Genomic DNA, 14,962 nt, shown 5'->3' on the forward strand with positions numbered 1-14,962 from the left:
GGTCAGTTCAATGGTCATTTCCGGAACTTGTGGCGGAACTTCCGGTACTTGCGGCTCGGCATTTTGCATGTACCACCACACGGCACCGTGAATAAGTACCGACGCTGCGATCAACACGAACACGTGCGATTTTTTCAGGCCGCCAGGTCGCGAAGTATTGGCCTTGAAGGGAATGCTCTGCCACACCGTCGGACTTTCCTCCGGCGGTGGAGCAGGAACCGCTTTCATTATTACCGCATCATTCATTAACGCTCCCTCGGGTAGTTGAAGGGCAATAAAAGTCCGTTCAAACATTGGCGAATGTTCGAATGATGGAGACCTGTACATTCTGCTAAACACACGACACCGCGGAGCCTGCGGGAGGCGCAGGTTCGATTGGGTAAGTCGCGACTTCACTCAGGGCGATGGCATAGCAAATCCTTGCTTATTAGTTGTGTCCACGCCAAGCAAACTTGATGCTTGATAACAATCTGGCTTTGCAACCCGTGTGCCAAAACTGACGGGTGTGATGCCTACATGCCTCGTTCCAGAGCGGATGTCGCATTCCTGTACCTTTTTTTCGATTGAAGGTTGTTTCGGTTGGAATGGCCTTCAAATGAACAGTGTCTGTACCCATCTAGAGGGCGAAGTACACCCCTCTGAGTCGTCAGACGAATTGAAAAATACATGACCAGTCGGTCATAAAATCACATGCACCAAGACTGTATGGTTCGATTCAAGTTGGTGCGTTAGTTTGTTATTTGTTCACGAAAAGATGCTCCGGTTGTTAAAGGATTGCAGGTCGATCTAAATATAAAGCTCACCACTGGATCGTAGAGTGGCTAAGTGATGTTGGCTGAAATAAAGGGTCGAGCAATACGTGAGGTGGCGAGAATTTCCGTTATTAGTTGATGGATGGCACACAGCACTCCGCAGCCCTAACCGATAAGGCAGAACCAGGTTGTTCAGTTATTCAACCAAAGCTGACGCGTTGTGTTTTGGATCAGTCGGACGGGTACGTCGGTATGGTCAAACATGAAGCCATGACAGCGGACGAGCTCATTGCGAGCGTAGCCATTTGAAGCCGTGATAGGCGTTGCGGTGGTCTGGCATGAGCTGGATGCGGCATGGATAGACTCCTTTCCTGGCAAGGCACACGACTTGTGGTCTGGCGTTGCACTGTTAGTGGACGACTCAGCGTCCGAAAACTGCACGTTGGTGCGTATGGGCACCCCCTTTGTGCAGCACATGCCACTGGTTCATGGCACGACTGTTCCACTTGGAAGATCTGTGCCAATTGTGTCTTTTTGTATCATGAAGATTACAAAGGCCCGGAAACGCTCGGCTGAGCGGCGCTTGTCACTTGGATCGAACCCTCAGCGCTCAGGCGCGTCCACTTTCTTTGGCAAGACAAAAGAGGTGGCCGACATGACAACCGATTTCATCCTGACAAACGAAGTGCCCAAGGAAGATCCTGCCAGTCCGCAGCTAGGCCAGTACGACCGCGAAGCCGATCCGGTGCTGAATATGAATGCAAACAGGCCAGGAGCAGGGCCGGCGCACGGCGACGAGGTGCTGGAGCGCACTCAAGAGGACGAAGCTTACGAAGATGATGAGCCCGAAGTGTATTCGGATGATCCGGATATCGTGGCGGATGAGGGCGGGGGCGTCTCGCCGGGCTAATTGAAGCTGTGCAGCTCAAGCGCCCCTATGACGAGACGTTGAGCTGTTGGCGGTGAAGGCTGGAATTACCAGAACGCAGCTGGCGCGCTGAGCGCCTTGCTGAACACCTCGATGGCGCGTTCGACATCGGCGTGCGTGGTATAGCGACCCAGGCTGACGCGCACGCTGGCCAGTGCTTTGTAGGTTTCAAGCCCCAAGGCAAGCAGGACGTGGGACGGTGCATTGCTTGCCGAGTTACAGGCCGATGTTGAAGACAGCGCGAGGGCGTGCGACAGCTGCGCACTGGTGAATCCGCTGCGCGTGATGCACAGATTCAAAGTGTGCGGAATGCGATGGTCGGGGCAGCCGTTAAGTTGTACGTCGGGCAGGGCCAATAGCCCCTCACGCAGGTGACTGCTCAATTCTGCAATACGACGGTTTTCCGCATCGGCTTTGCCCACCGCCAGCGCAAAGGCTTCGCCCATGCCGACAATCTGATGCGTCGCCAGCGTACCGGAGCGGAACCCGCCCTCATGGCCACCGCCGTGGATCTGCGCCTGCAACAACGAATGCGCACGCGGGCCTACATACAGCGCACCGATACCTTTCGGACCGTACGCCTTGTGAGCCGAGAACGACATCAGATCGACTGCCAGGCTCGCCAGATCCACGTTGACCTTGCCGACTGCCTGCGCCGCGTCTACGTGAAACAGTGCCCCATGTTCACGCACCAGCGTGCCGATGCTCGCGATATCCGTCAGCGTGCCCAGCTCGTTGTTCACCAGCATCAACGACACCAGCAGCGTGTCCTCACGCAACGCCGCCTGCACGGCCTGCGGCTGGATCAGGCCATTGGCGTCAGGTTGCAGCCAAGTCACAGGAAAGCCTTGGCGCTCCAGGGTTTTCACCGTATCGATCACGGCCTTGTGTTCAATGGCGCTGGTAATGATGTGCCGGCGCTGCGCCGTGCTGTCGTGCGCAATGCCTTTGATCGCCAGATTGTTGGATTCGGTCGCGCCTGACGTCCAGATCACGGTATCGGCAGGCGCGCCTACGGCGTCCGCCACCTGACGCCGCGCCTGCTCGACGGCCTGCCGCGCCACCTGACCATAACCATGCCCGCTGGACGCCGGATTACCGAAATGCCCTTCGCGCCCCATACAGGCAACCATCGCTTCAATGACCTGCTCATCGACAGGCGTGGTGGCGGCGTAATCCAGATAAAGGGCAGTCGTGGTCATGGGCAATTCGCTTGGTTATCGGGTCAAGGTTGATGATTGAAAGATTACCGACGCCGACGCGAAAAATTTTTGATATTTGTACGGACTGACTGGCTGTAGGTGAAAAATAATTCGGCTTTAAGCTATTTTTGGTGATTAAAATTTTACAAGTCGATTGGCGGAGGTTAGTTTTATGCCAATTAGCGCGTAAATACCGGTCGTACTGCGGCGCACATGTGACGCGGAGCGTCACGGATGCATGCCCACGTTCTGCGTGGTAACGCCGCCCAGGATGCTCCGCGTCCGATACAGAGCCCGCCCCCGAACCACAGGACCCCACATGGACAAGTTCGACCGAGCCATCCTCGACAGCCTGCAAACTGACTGCACGCGCTCTGTCGCGGACATCGCCGAACGCATCGGCCTGGGCAGCACTGCCTGCTGGCGACGCATTCAGAAACTTGAAGAGACCGGCATCATCGACCGCCGTGTCGCCTTGCTCAATCCGCAGCGCCTCAACGTTTCCGTCAGCGTCTTCGCCGCCATCCGCACCAACCAGCACAACGCCGCCTGGCTTGAACAATTCCACACTGCCGTGGGCGATCTGCCCGAAGTGGTCGAGTGCTATCGCATGGCGGGCGACACCGACTACCTGCTGCGCATTGTCGTTGCCGACATTGCGGGGTACGACGCGGTGTACAAGCAACTGATCAGTATCCCCGGCATCACCGACGTCAGCTCCAGCTTCGCAATGGAGCAGATCAAATTCACCACAGGGCTGCCCCTGCGGTACGCGTCATTTGGTGGGTGAGGCTGACCCGTTTTCGCACGCATCTCTGTCATGGCGGATAAATGCAAACGAACCAATGGGGTCGGGTTCCGTCACATCAGGAGTCGATGTTGGCCGAGTGCAGCGTCGCAGCTTCAGAAATCCGACGCGACGCGCCTGCCTTTCGTACATCACAGCATCCAGAACCTCGCTCGACGAGTCGGCGTTTTCGGCGTCGAGGCGTCAGGAGCCAGGGATGCACGCCTGCTGCCCTGTTCATGATCATTATTTAGAAGAGAACTCCTATGCGCCCGCAGACCTCATTCATATTCGACCTGGACGGGACGCTGACAGACAGCGTTTATCAAAACGTGGCGGCCTGGAAGGAAGCGCTCGACTCGGAAGACATCCCGCTCGCCATGTGGCGCATCCACCGCAAGATCGGCATGAGCGGCGGCCTGATGCTGAAATCCCTGTCCCGTGAAACCGGCCTGGACATCAGCAAGGAACAGGCCGAGCGCCTCAGCGAAAAGCATGCCCGTGCCTACGAGCGGCTTCAGGGCCAAATCATCGCGCTGCCCGGTGCCGTCAAGCTTCTCGAAACCCTCACCCAAGAGGGCCTGCAATGGTGCATAGCCACCAGCGGCGGCGTCGATACGGCCACGATCAACCTCAAGGCGCTTGGACTAGAAGCCGACAAAATCAACATCATCACCCGCGACGACGTCCACTACGGCAAGCCTGACCCGGACCTGTTCCTGGCCGCCGCGAAACACATGAAGGTGCCCATCGACGAGTGTCTGGTAATCGGCGACGCCATCTGGGACATGCTCGCCGCCCGACGCTGCAAGGCAACAGGCATCGGCCTGCTCTCCGGCGGCTACGACATTGGTGAGCTGGAACGGGCAGGAGCGTTGAGGGTGTACGAGGACGCTCAGGATCTGCTTGAGCATCTGGACGAGATTGCTTCGAGGCCGTGATGGCGGCGCATACAGGCACCCGCTCGTCGCTTACCTCTTGGTCGATACCGGGAACGACCCGCTGCGCTTGTGCGTCAGACCTGTATCGACTCACTTAAAGGAGCATCGCAATGGACAAGACCATCACCGTGGACCAACTGGCGACCACCGACCTTGATTCAATCAACGAAATCTGGCTCGGCGGTACTCATACCCAGTTATGCCTGTGGCGCGGCCAACAGGTCGTCACCCACGACATGCTCAGCGAAGGCACCCACGATCAAAATGCCCGCCGCCTGTGCTTGCAGTTGGTGAACCCGGACGACAAGGCTGCCGTGGCCAGCGTCGAGGTAATCGTGCGTGAGCGGCTGGAGGGGAGAGAGGGTGAGTTTTATCCGGCTGAGGATGTGGATACTTATCAGTAGTTGCCCTGATACAAGCTCATGTCAAAGCTTGCCGACAACCTCACAGTTCACTGTGGCAGGCGCCGGCGGCCTGGCAAATCGAAATGTCGACAGGCTGCCTCACACAGAACGCATCCATCAGCAACTTGCATGTTGTGATGAGGGTTGGCTTGATCAAAAAATACACAGCAATCAGCTTTTCAGTGAATTCTGCAGGTCTTGATACCAAAGGCCTGTGTCGTAAGCGATGGTGACTATCGACCAGTCCGCGTACTCGGCAACATGAGCCAAACGTCTTGCCACTGCCAGGCATGCGGCTGCGGTATTACCCACGAAGGTGCCATTCTGCAGGTAGAACCAACGCTGAGCCTCTAACATCTCGGTTAACTCCACATGATTACGGTTGTGTACTAAAGACCAGTCAATGAAAGGCGGCGGGACGCCAACTGCCATGCCCTCAAAACGGTGCTCCGAGAAGATCCCCCCTTTGGAATCACATCCTGAGGGTTCGACCATTATCGTCGAAACGTCGAATCCTTGATCCATCAAGCCGAGCGTGATGCCGGTAAAACTGGCTCCGGTTCCGGCGCAGCCGATGAAAAGCAGTTTCTTGCCTGCACGGCTTTCGCGTAACTGATGTGCGAGTTCTGGTGCCGTCTGATAACGATGGGCGTCAATACCTGCATGATTTCCGAACTGGTCAGTATAGAAATATGATTTTCCCAGAGCCGCCTGATGCTCCAGATGAAAGCTCACGACCTCTTTGGGTGAAGAGCCCGCAGCCAGCATGCTCTTGCCGATCAACTTTGCGCCGAAACACTCCAGTAGGTTTCGCTTGGTCTCGCTGAAACTCAAGCCCACGGCCAGTTCTATTGGAATGCCATGCTTATGGCAGGCTGCGATAAGCCCGAAGCCAAAATTCCCGCCCGTCTTTTCAATGACGGTCGTCACGCCAGGTAAAATTTCTCCGCGACGCAATGCCATCCGAATAATGAAGTCGGCTGCCCGGAACTTGTGACTGCCGCCAGGATTATTCATCTCCATCTTGGTAAAAATACGATCACCGCTTTTGACCAGCCCGCTCATGGGCCCGACTCCTTGGGACGCGAACCCTTTGCAGCGATGCTGTTCAGCGAAGCGCAGGTGACGACCAACAATCCCAAGGAAAGCACCATGCAAATAAAATTGGTGCCGTCCCAGCCGACGTAGACAAGCAGTAGTGAGGGAGAAAAAGCCCCCAGCGTTGCGCAGGTGGCGATAGCCAAATCGTTCTTTCCTTGAACCAGAAAAGCGTGCGGGTTGTTTGCCAGAGATTCTGTAAGCAGCGCACCTCCTCCGACATAGGTCAGGTTCCAGCCCAGCCCTAGAATGATCAATGAGAGAGTCATCGCTGTGTAGGTGCCTGAACCAATATTGATCGCCGCACAGAGGGTGAGCATTACCAGCCCGGAGCAGATTGTAAGTTTGATGCCAAGCTTCTGAATGATCGCGCCAGTTATGAATGAGGGGGCGAACATGGCGATCACATGCCACTGGATGGCTAGCCTGACGTCCGAGAATTCGTGGTGCATATGCTTCATGTGCATAGATGCCTGAATCATCAGCACATTCATGATCCCGTATCCTAAAGCTGCCACGGTCATGGCAATCACTATTACGCGGCCTAAGGGCTTATTCTTTTCTTCAGCTTCAGACCTATGACTTATGTAAGGCGTTGAAGGGTCGCTGGGCAGGCAGAGCGTTATTACAGCCGAGATGAGCGCGAGGCCTATGAAAGCCGCGTAACACAGTGAGAAGGCTTGAAAGCCGTTCAGATCCCTTAGTCGCTCAGTCAGCGCTGGTCCCGCTACCGCCGCGATTACGCCTCCCGCTACGACCAAGGACAGCGCTCTGGGTTTGAGCTTCTGATCAAGGTTGTCAGTTGCCGCGAACCGGTTGAAATTGGCAAACGCTATGTAAACACCTAGCGAGGAATGACTGATGATCAACAAGAAAAAACTGTTTTCCTGAACTCCCCAATAGCCAACCACCCCGGACAGCGCCAACGGGATCGTACCCAGCAGAAAACATCTTTTTCTGCCCAAGCGGCTCATCAGCCACGAAGCAGGGTACGTCGCCATCAATAAGAACAGAAACTGAAAACCGTAGGGAACCGTTGAAAGAGTGATTGCTGGCGCGAGGATCGAACCGACAATTGCGGCCATAGTCACTGACATCACGGCAGTCGTGAGGTTAATGGACTGGGCGGCAAAGTATAGATAGGTCCTGCGTGGTAATCCGGAAGTCATAAGTCGCGCTCATGGTAGTGCGATGTATCGATTACAGCATCGGGAAACTCACAGATCAGGCGCTCTTTTCCTTTGCCCAACCGCTTACGGCGGATCTTTAAATTCCCGATCCTTTGCGGCCTGTCCAGATGGGTCCCGCCGCACGGGATCTGAATACCTTCGTAACTCCACATGCGTGCGTCTTCGAACCCTTGGACGGCGTTATGTCCGATCGCCTGATTTAGGCTTATTAGATAGTTTGCCTGCGATTCGATTGTATGGATTTCGTCGGCACTGAAAGGGTCTTCAACCAAAAAATCAAAGCGGGCAGAGTCTTCCTTGATATGGCAACCGGTGGTCCATTGTTTTAGCTCTTCACGCACGCCCGTTGCTGCCGCATAGAGGAAGTGACTGGCGCTATGTGCCAGTGTCAGACGCTCTCTGCGCAAGGCATCTATCCTGATTCGGACGCGCATGCCTTCAGCAAGGATGTCCAGTAAATGCAAGTCGGCCGGGTGGATAACATGAAGAATAATCCCGCCCAGTTTGCCGCCTTTGAAACCCTGCAAGTGGATAGGCGTGCCGTAGAGTTTTTTTGCACCTACAAATCGCAGGGTTCCCGCAGGACATTCTATCGTGCCGGAGTCCGCCTCCTGACCTCCACCCTCCGGATACGCGACGGTAGCGTCGAGTTCTACCGCTCCAGAGTGAATACGAACGATATTGACGATTGATGACATAAGGTATTGATCGTTGTAATACAATTTTTGTGTGCTGCGCAGCATTTCAAAGTTGTCTTCCATACCGCTCACTCTGGTAGTTGTACTTGTAGCGATGTCTTCACCTGAACTCGAGCGCCAGATGGAACATCTCTGGTAATAACGCAGCCTGGGCCAATGAACGCCCCATCACCCACGCTCACGTTGCCGAGTACATTGGCGAAAGCACCTATTTGTAAGTGGTTGCCGATTTTGGGATGGCGAGGTACTGCGCCGTTGCTGCTGATACCGCGAGCGCCCAGGATGACCCCTCCGAGGATGTAACAGTCATTACCGATGACAGTCGTTTCACCGATCACCGTGCCTACGCCGTGATCAATCACGAATCTGGAACCTATGCGGCTACGAAAATCGATTTCTGCGCCTGACAGCATCTTTCCGCGTCGGGAGATACTTGCGGCGAGCGACTGTGCCGCAGAGTGACAGGCATTGGGTCGGTGGTTCATATGTACCCAATGTGCAACTCGATAATGCAGAACGGCTGCATATGAGGTGTAATTTTTTGCAATATATAAAGGGTCGCCTCCCGCAGCTGGATCTTTTTGTGAGAATACTAGTAGGTCTTCGTAGGACTTTTCGGCAATGTAGTTAACAGAGTCGGTTTGTTGCAGCTCTTTAAGTTCTTCGACCGAGCAGCATTCCAGCAAGGCTGAAGTGACCAGGTTTTTAACGTAAAGCAAGGCTTCCTGGTCGTAATGGCGGAGGGTTCTATGAACCAGCGTGGACAGTGTTTCCATACCGTATTGCCTTAATATCCGTACTATGTTGTAACGTTTGTTTTCGAGCAGTGAATTGCCCCATGTGCACGATGAATATTCACACTTGCACGATCTGAGCGGGCACACAGTCGACACGTTTTTTCATCAACTGTTAGACTCATTTTCCTAACAGTTCTGTGGCCCCGTCATGCTTCCCGATAGCTTTTACGACACCCTCAAACAACGCCTTAAGGCTGGCGACTGGTCGTCTGGAGAGCGTTTGCCTTCAATCCGGAAACTGGCTTCCAGCGCCGGAGTGAGCTACCACAACGTGGTCTCGGCCTATGGGCGTCTGGTGAGTGAAGGTCTATTGGCTTCGCAGCCTGGGCGCGGTTATTTCGTCGCTCATGGCGGAGGGCCGGGTAGCGTATGGCGAGAGCCTGAATGCACAGAGGGTGATCCGCTGTTCAAACTGCTGCAGGCAGGCCCGACCTACACGAAGCTAGGCTGCGGGTGGCTGCCTCCTGCATGGCGGGATACGGCGCTGTTGGCCAAAGCCATTCGTAGAACGGCGCGTCTGGAGCAGAGTTCTCTAGCTGAGTACGGCGACATTCATGGATTCCTGCCATTACGAAAACAGCTTTGCGTGCTGTTGAAAAACCTTACCCGTATAGAGATCCGGCCTGACCAAATATTGACCACGCTGGGTGCCACGCAGGGCCTCGATCTGATCGCTCGTTTACTCATCGAGCCGGGCGATCATGTTTTCGTCGACGAACCGGGAAACGGTAACCTGATCAAACTGATTCAGCTTGCTGGCGGTCATGCGGTAGGCGTTCGAAGGACCCGCGAGGGCCCGGATATCGAGGAAATGGAGCGCTATCTGCTCAAACATTCGGTCAGAGCGTTTTTCTGCAACAGTACTTTTCACAATCCTACTGGCGGCAACATCAGCCCGCACAATGCTTTCAAAGTTCTACGTCTGGCCGTCGAGCACGATTTCTTTGTAGTGGAAGACGACGTCTACGGTGATTTCAGCCCGACAACTCGGCAGACATTTGCAGAGTTGGATAACCTGGATCGTGTCATCTACATCGGCAGCTTTTCCAAGTGCCTGTCGGCATCACTGCGTGTGGGCTACATCGCCTGCGCGCAAGTATTGATTGAGCCACTGGTGCGTTTGAAGCTGTTGACCTGCGTCGCCGTACCTGCTTTTTGCGAGCGGTTCGTGAACACCATTCTGGCCGACGGCACTTACGCTGGGCACATGAAGAACGTCCAGCAGAAACTCGTGACCCAGCAGGCTTTGACGCAACGTTGCCTGCTCGGGCGCGGCTGGCAGTTCGAAATAGCACCGGAGGGCGGCATGTTCGTATGGGCACGCCACCCGGAAATTTCTGATACGCAGGATTTCGTAAGCAAACTCGAAAAGCAGAAAATCCTGTTGATGCCGGGCTCGTCGTTCTCAGTGACGCGAGATTACCGCGCATTCGTTCGCCTCAACTGTTCGCATTTTTCAGCGACGTTTGAGAGTCATTTCTCGGTGTGATGCGTTGCTACCCTGATCGAGTGGGGGCGAGATGCGTATGGCACGTTCTAATAGCTCATTACACATCAAACAGTTACCTGTTTTATTGTAGTCATCATGTGTCGCTTTGACAGTGTTCGTTATGCCTGCCAATGATTCCTTCTAAATAAATCTTCACCCCTCCTCATAAAAAACTGATGTCTGATTAATAAGCTCAGTAAAAAATATTGGTCAGCCATCAATGATGGCCAATTCCAATTAGCGTGTTTTGCTATTGCGGATGGCTAATCAAGCAGTGTGCGTTTAAGTGGAGAAGTGAAAGATGACTTATACCGTAAAACAATACGGCTGGATTCGTGACGTACCGGATCATCGTGATCATTTATACGCAGCCCCCGCAGAACAGCTGTCCTCGCTGCCGCGACATGTGGACCTTCGTCCTCATTGTCCCAAGGTCTACGACCAAGGTCAGTTGGGCAGCTGCACGGCAAACGGGATCGCAGCCGCCATTCAGTTCGACCGTATGAAGCAAAAGCTTGTCCCGGCTTTTGCGCCTTCCAGGCTGTTTATCTATTACAACGAACGCGTCATTGAGCACACGGTGGAATCGGACAGCGGGGCGATGATTCGCCACGGCATCAAAAGCGTTGCCGAACAAGGCGACTGCGATGAAGCCGAATGGCCGTACGACATCACCAAGTTCACCGTCAAACCAACCAAAGCCTGTTATGCCCACGCCAAACGATACAAAGCAGTCTCCTACCAGAAAGTTGCCCAGAACCTGAACCAGATGAAAGGCTGTCTGGCCGATGGATACCCCTTCGTCATAGGCTTCGGCGTCTATGAGAGTCTTGAAAGCGAGGAAGTTGCCAAGACCGGTGTTGTGCCGATGCCCGCGCCTCATGAAAAACTGCTGGGTGGCCATTGTGTGCTTACGGTGGGCTACGACGATGCGAAGCAGGTCTTCATCCTGCGCAACTCGTGGGGCGCCAAATGGGGTATGCATGGTTACTTCACCATGCCGTACAGCTACCTGATGGACCCTAATCTGGCGTCGGACTTCTGGACGATCAGGGTTGTGGCGGGATAAGCACGTGCGACGGGGTGTGCAGGTTTCCACTCTGCACACCTGAGTGATGTGAACGCATACGCCGCACCCGCCTAGAATCAATCGGCGCCCGAACCTTGCATCGCACATGAGTGCGGCTTGAGCACTATAAATAGGCGACAGACAGCTTATCTACGTCCGGCTGGCTGCACGGAGGTTGGCCGGGTTCTTCTAAAATACTTTTTAAAGACTACGAAACTAGACTTCGAAACCTCTGTCTATGATGTCACTAGGCCATAGGTTGCATTCTTCCGAGCCTGGCAAGGAGTCTATCGCATCCATACTTCAATATTTTCATAAGCGAGATTGATAGAGCGCACGCATTCAGTGCATGCGGCGCGAGCCAACTACATCTTTTACGACGCTGCTCGTAAGGACTGTTCATGAAGTTCAAGGCTGTTCTGTTAGGTTCCATCCTGATTGCCGCTACGCTGTCTAACGCGTTTGCAGATTCGTGCAGCTCCAATATTTATGGCGGCTATAACTGCACTTACGATGACGGCACGACTTCCAAAAGCAGCTTCAACAATTCCGGTGGGCAAAACACCGTTTACAGCGACGGTCGTACCTCCAGAAGTGCCAGTAACAATTCGGGTGGCTTGAACACGACGTTCAGCGACGGATCGTCATCCAGAAGCACCGCGAATAACTCGGGCGGTCAGAACACCAGCTACAGCGACGGCTCCTCGTCCCGAAGTTCCTCCAACTACTCGGGTGGGCAAAACACCTCGTACAGCGACGGCAGCTCCTCGCGAAGCCGTTCAAATATATACGGTGGGCAGACGACGACTAACAACGGGCGGTGAGTGGTTGGAGCTGACCAAAGTTCTTTTTCAACTGCATGAGAGGGCGGGCGCAAGCGTAATCAGCTTGTGCTTGCCGTCGGCTCTGCAATCAAAATTACCGGTCAATATGGCCAGGCTCGTCCTGCGTCATTTTCTCCCACCTGTATTTGCTCAAGACCAGAGCACTCGTCCAAAACACAAGCGGCTGACGTCTCTCTGGCTATGAAGAGCGATTGATATATCGTGTTGAGCCGTCGATCCGCCCAACACAGCAAGGACGCCAATGCTCATTTCACTCGTATCAAGGAATCAGCTACACACCCCTGACCCAATTGAGCTTATCGCCCCCTGGTGGAGTTTTACGAAAACGGTCTTGGCTGCGACAGTTCTTTCTTTGGTCCGTGACGGGCTGATCGGATTGGACGAACCGATCCTTGATCAGCCTTTCACACTACGCCAGCTGTTGCGGCATGAGGCAGGCCTGGCGGATTACGGGGAGCTTGCGGAGTATCACGCCGCCGTTGCGAACAGCGAGCACGCCTGGTCGGCCGATGAAATGATGCAGCGTCTTGATGGTACTCGGCTTCGATACAGCCCCGGAGCCGGTTGGCATTACTCGAACGTTGGCTACATGCTCATCGGTAGGCTCATTGAGCGGCTCACTGATCTGACGCTTGATGACGCGGTGATTCAACGGGCGCTTTCACCTTTGGGTCTATCGAACGTTCGCTTTGCTAAAACCCCTTCAGACTTACAAGCGACCCGTCCTGGAAGTGCCGCGCATTATGACCCCGCCTGGGTTTATCACGGCCTGTTGATCGGCCCAATCTCGCAAGCAGCACTGTTTTTGGATCGCCTCTTCTGCGCAGACTTGCTTTCCACAGGCCTGCTTCAGGAAATGCAGACTGCACGAACTTTAGGCGGCCCGATTCCCGGACGCCCCTGGATCACGCCGGGCTATGGCCTGGGTGTGATGCAGGGCGAGATTGACGGCGGGTACTCCCTATGTGGGCATACAGGTTGCGGGCCAGGCAGCGTCATTGCGGTCTACCGCATCTGCGACGGTGACCGGTCGGCTTGCTGCGCAGCGTTTGACGAAGGTGCCAGTCAAGGAGCTGTCGAAACGATCGTTGTTGAGCAACTGCTGCGGGCTTTGCGACAAGAATGTTGAGTCGCAAGCCAATACAAGCATGCGATTAATGAGCAAGGTTGAGTGTATTTACGCCTCACCGCGAAACGAATTCCAGGCTTGGAGGCAAAAATTGAAAATTTACATCACAGGCGCTTCATGTGCAGGCGTCACCACGCTGGGTAACACACTCGTCTCTTTACTGCGCATTCGCCATCTTGATATCGATGACTTTTATTGGATGCCTACCGATCCCCCATATACAACCAAGCGTCCGCCCGAGGAGCGCGTGGTTTTGATCCAGCAAAGCTTAGGTGATGACAATTGGGTGCTGACTGGCTCTTGCATGGGGTGGGGGGACCCGTTGATTAACGAGGCCGACCTGATTGTATTTGTCGTTACACCAACCCCGGTCCGTCTTGAGCGACTGGCCGTGCGTGAAAAGGAGCGCTTTGGAGATCGGATCGCGCCAGGTGGCGACATGCACGAGATCCATGTCGCCTTCAGGGATTGGGCATCGCAGTATGACGTCCCAACTTTCTCTGGACGCAATAGGGGGTGGCACGAAGATTGGCTGTTGAAGCAGAAGGCTCCAGTGATGAGAGTGGATGGGCTGAACAGTGCCAGCGAGGTAGCGGCGGATGTCATGCAAAGACTATTGCAGGTAAGGCAATAACAAAAATTTGGCCTAACTATGCCTAGGCACGTGGCCTAGTCTCGATATTTGAGGCCGATTGAGGCGCGGCAATTTCGGAACTCAATACTTCCCTGCCTATAAGGCCAGCACACACGATCTTTCATGCTGCGCGCTTGCCGCACGACCGTTAACTTTACTTTTTTCGGTGCCTCTTTCTCTTGGTAAGGAGCAGAGTTAATTTGAAAGGCAACGACATTGTCTGCGCCTCTAGGAACAAAATTCTGATCATTGAAGACGTTTTGCTTATCTCTACTGGCTGGTAAGGATATTCCCGATGAGGCCCGAAGCCACGATGATTCGGAGCCTTGCGTCGTGGGCATGCCCGTTGCGCGAGTCAGGTCCACATCTCTTTCAGTTCGGCTCATCGTCTGGCTTTTAGCTGAATCGACGTTGGGAACTCGGCTTATCAACTGAAGCGCACCTACCGTGGTGATACTTCCTATCACCAGACACGTGGTCGTCCAAAAAGCACTATGTTTGGGGTGTCTTCGGGTGATGCGCGCTGGAGCATCACTAGCGTCAGCTTTCATCCATTCTCCGGTTCGTCCTTGGGGAGCTAAAATCTTCCCTCTCCTATGGAATCAGCCCGCACGAGGCGGGCTAGGGGATGCAACATGTTTCTTGGTCGGATTGAATCATACCGCACCGATGCGAGGTGGCAGGTTTTGGCGCTAAAGCACTAGCCCATCTTCACGCCCCTGCGCTGCCAGGCAACTGAGGCGTTGGGCCTGTTGCACCCGTCCAAGGATAGCCGTTTTCGACCCACCGCTTTCAGATCCAATGGTACGGAGCAAAAAGTAGCTAACGGGCTTGAGGGTGAAAAAAAGAGAGTGCCCTGCTAACCTCGCCACCAAAGTCGGTGGCCGTTAAATCTGTCGGGCACCTTTTAATATTACACCGCCAAGAAAACGTAATCAGAAACATCACCTAGCAAGGGATTACAGCTATGAAGATGCGGTGCCCCAACTGTGGCCATAT

At 54.4% G+C, this 14,962-nt stretch carries 14 protein-coding genes and 1 pseudogene; 9 read left to right on the forward strand and 6 right to left on the reverse strand.

The genetic code is table 11. The features are described 5' to 3' along the window. Window positions 1-246: pseudogene (locus tag ALP40_RS12480) on the reverse strand (energy transducer TonB); the annotation flags it as partial. 1,161 nt (window positions 247-1,407) lie between these two features. Between ALP40_RS12480 and ALP40_RS12485 the strand changes: the two are divergent. Beyond that, window positions 1,408-1,662: a hypothetical protein gene (locus ALP40_RS12485; RefSeq protein WP_122208578.1), complete on the forward strand. Its 255-nt coding sequence runs from the start codon at window positions 1,408-1,410 to the stop codon at window positions 1,660-1,662. A 65-nt stretch (window positions 1,663-1,727) separates the two neighbouring features. Here the strand turns inward: ALP40_RS12485 and ALP40_RS12490 are convergent, their stop codons facing one another. Beyond that, window positions 1,728-2,882 carry a cysteine desulfurase family protein gene (locus ALP40_RS12490; RefSeq protein WP_122208579.1) on the reverse strand — a complete coding sequence of 385 codons (1,155 nt, stop codon included), beginning with the start codon at window positions 2,880-2,882 and terminating at the stop codon, window positions 1,728-1,730. Window positions 2,883-3,201: 319 nt separating this feature from the next. Here ALP40_RS12490 and ALP40_RS12495 point away from each other — a divergent pair, with 319 nt between their 5' ends. The 3 genes from ALP40_RS12495 to ALP40_RS12505 all read left to right on the forward strand — a co-directional run bounded on the left by ALP40_RS12495 (window position 3,202) and on the right by ALP40_RS12505 (window position 5,014). Further along, window positions 3,202-3,672 (forward strand): Lrp/AsnC family transcriptional regulator, encoded by a 471-nt coding sequence (locus tag ALP40_RS12495; RefSeq protein WP_122208580.1) that lies wholly within the window; start codon window positions 3,202-3,204, stop codon window positions 3,670-3,672. Window positions 3,673-3,935: 263 nt separating this feature from the next. After that, window positions 3,936-4,610 carry an HAD family phosphatase gene (locus ALP40_RS12500; protein WP_122208581.1) on the forward strand — a complete coding sequence of 225 codons (675 nt, stop codon included), beginning with the start codon at window positions 3,936-3,938 and terminating at the stop codon, window positions 4,608-4,610. Between the two features lie 110 nt (window positions 4,611-4,720). Continuing rightward, window positions 4,721-5,014: a hypothetical protein gene (locus ALP40_RS12505; RefSeq protein WP_122208582.1), complete on the forward strand. Its 294-nt coding sequence runs from the start codon at window positions 4,721-4,723 to the stop codon at window positions 5,012-5,014. 171 nt (window positions 5,015-5,185) lie between these two features. On the opposite strand, the gene ALP40_RS12510 is transcribed toward ALP40_RS12505, so the two are convergent. From ALP40_RS12510 to ALP40_RS12525, 4 genes are read right to left on the reverse strand one after another with little or no spacing between them, the layout of a single operon-like run. Beyond that, on the reverse strand, window positions 5,186-6,079 hold the full coding sequence (locus tag ALP40_RS12510) for a pyridoxal-phosphate dependent enzyme (RefSeq protein ID WP_122208583.1): 894 nt from the start codon (window positions 6,077-6,079) through the stop codon (window positions 5,186-5,188). Then, entirely contained in the window at window positions 6,076-7,281 is a 1,206-nt protein-coding gene (locus tag ALP40_RS12515) for an MFS transporter (protein ID WP_122208584.1), read from the reverse strand. Before ALP40_RS12515 ends, ALP40_RS12510 begins: the two co-directional genes overlap by 4 nt. After that, the gene (locus tag ALP40_RS12520) at window positions 7,278-8,063 is read right to left on the reverse strand and encodes an alanyl-tRNA editing protein (protein ID WP_122208585.1); all 786 of its coding nucleotides are present in this window, start codon (window positions 8,061-8,063) and stop codon (window positions 7,278-7,280) included. Before ALP40_RS12520 ends, ALP40_RS12515 begins: the two co-directional genes overlap by 4 nt. 5 nt (window positions 8,064-8,068) lie before the next feature. Further along, entirely contained in the window at window positions 8,069-8,776 is a 708-nt protein-coding gene (locus ALP40_RS12525) for a serine O-acetyltransferase (RefSeq protein WP_122208586.1), read from the reverse strand. Between the two features lie 169 nt (window positions 8,777-8,945). Here ALP40_RS12525 and ALP40_RS12530 point away from each other — a divergent pair, with 169 nt between their 5' ends. The 5 genes from ALP40_RS12530 (at window position 8,946) to ALP40_RS12550 (ending at window position 13,963) form a co-directional block, all read left to right on the forward strand. Next, window positions 8,946-10,286 carry a PLP-dependent aminotransferase family protein gene (locus ALP40_RS12530; protein WP_122208587.1) on the forward strand — a complete coding sequence of 447 codons (1,341 nt, stop codon included), beginning with the start codon at window positions 8,946-8,948 and terminating at the stop codon, window positions 10,284-10,286. A 301-nt stretch (window positions 10,287-10,587) separates the two neighbouring features. Next, the gene (locus ALP40_RS12535; protein ID WP_122208588.1) at window positions 10,588-11,355 is read left to right on the forward strand and encodes a C1 family peptidase; all 768 of its coding nucleotides are present in this window, start codon (window positions 10,588-10,590) and stop codon (window positions 11,353-11,355) included. Between the two features lie 401 nt (window positions 11,356-11,756). Continuing rightward, complete coding sequence (locus ALP40_RS12540) at window positions 11,757-12,179, forward strand: hypothetical protein (RefSeq protein WP_122208589.1); 423 nt, start codon at window positions 11,757-11,759, stop codon at window positions 12,177-12,179. 262 nt (window positions 12,180-12,441) lie between these two features. After that, entirely contained in the window at window positions 12,442-13,329 is an 888-nt protein-coding gene (locus tag ALP40_RS12545; protein WP_122208590.1) for a serine hydrolase, read from the forward strand. Between the two features lie 91 nt (window positions 13,330-13,420). Further along, the gene (locus ALP40_RS12550) at window positions 13,421-13,963 is read left to right on the forward strand and encodes an adenylate kinase (protein ID WP_122208641.1); all 543 of its coding nucleotides are present in this window, start codon (window positions 13,421-13,423) and stop codon (window positions 13,961-13,963) included. The last annotated feature ends 999 nt before the right edge of the window (window positions 13,964-14,962 follow it).

It is taken from the genome of Pseudomonas viridiflava, assembly GCF_003702045.1.
GTDB classification, from domain to species: domain Bacteria; phylum Pseudomonadota; class Gammaproteobacteria; order Pseudomonadales; family Pseudomonadaceae; genus Aquipseudomonas; species Aquipseudomonas viridiflava_C.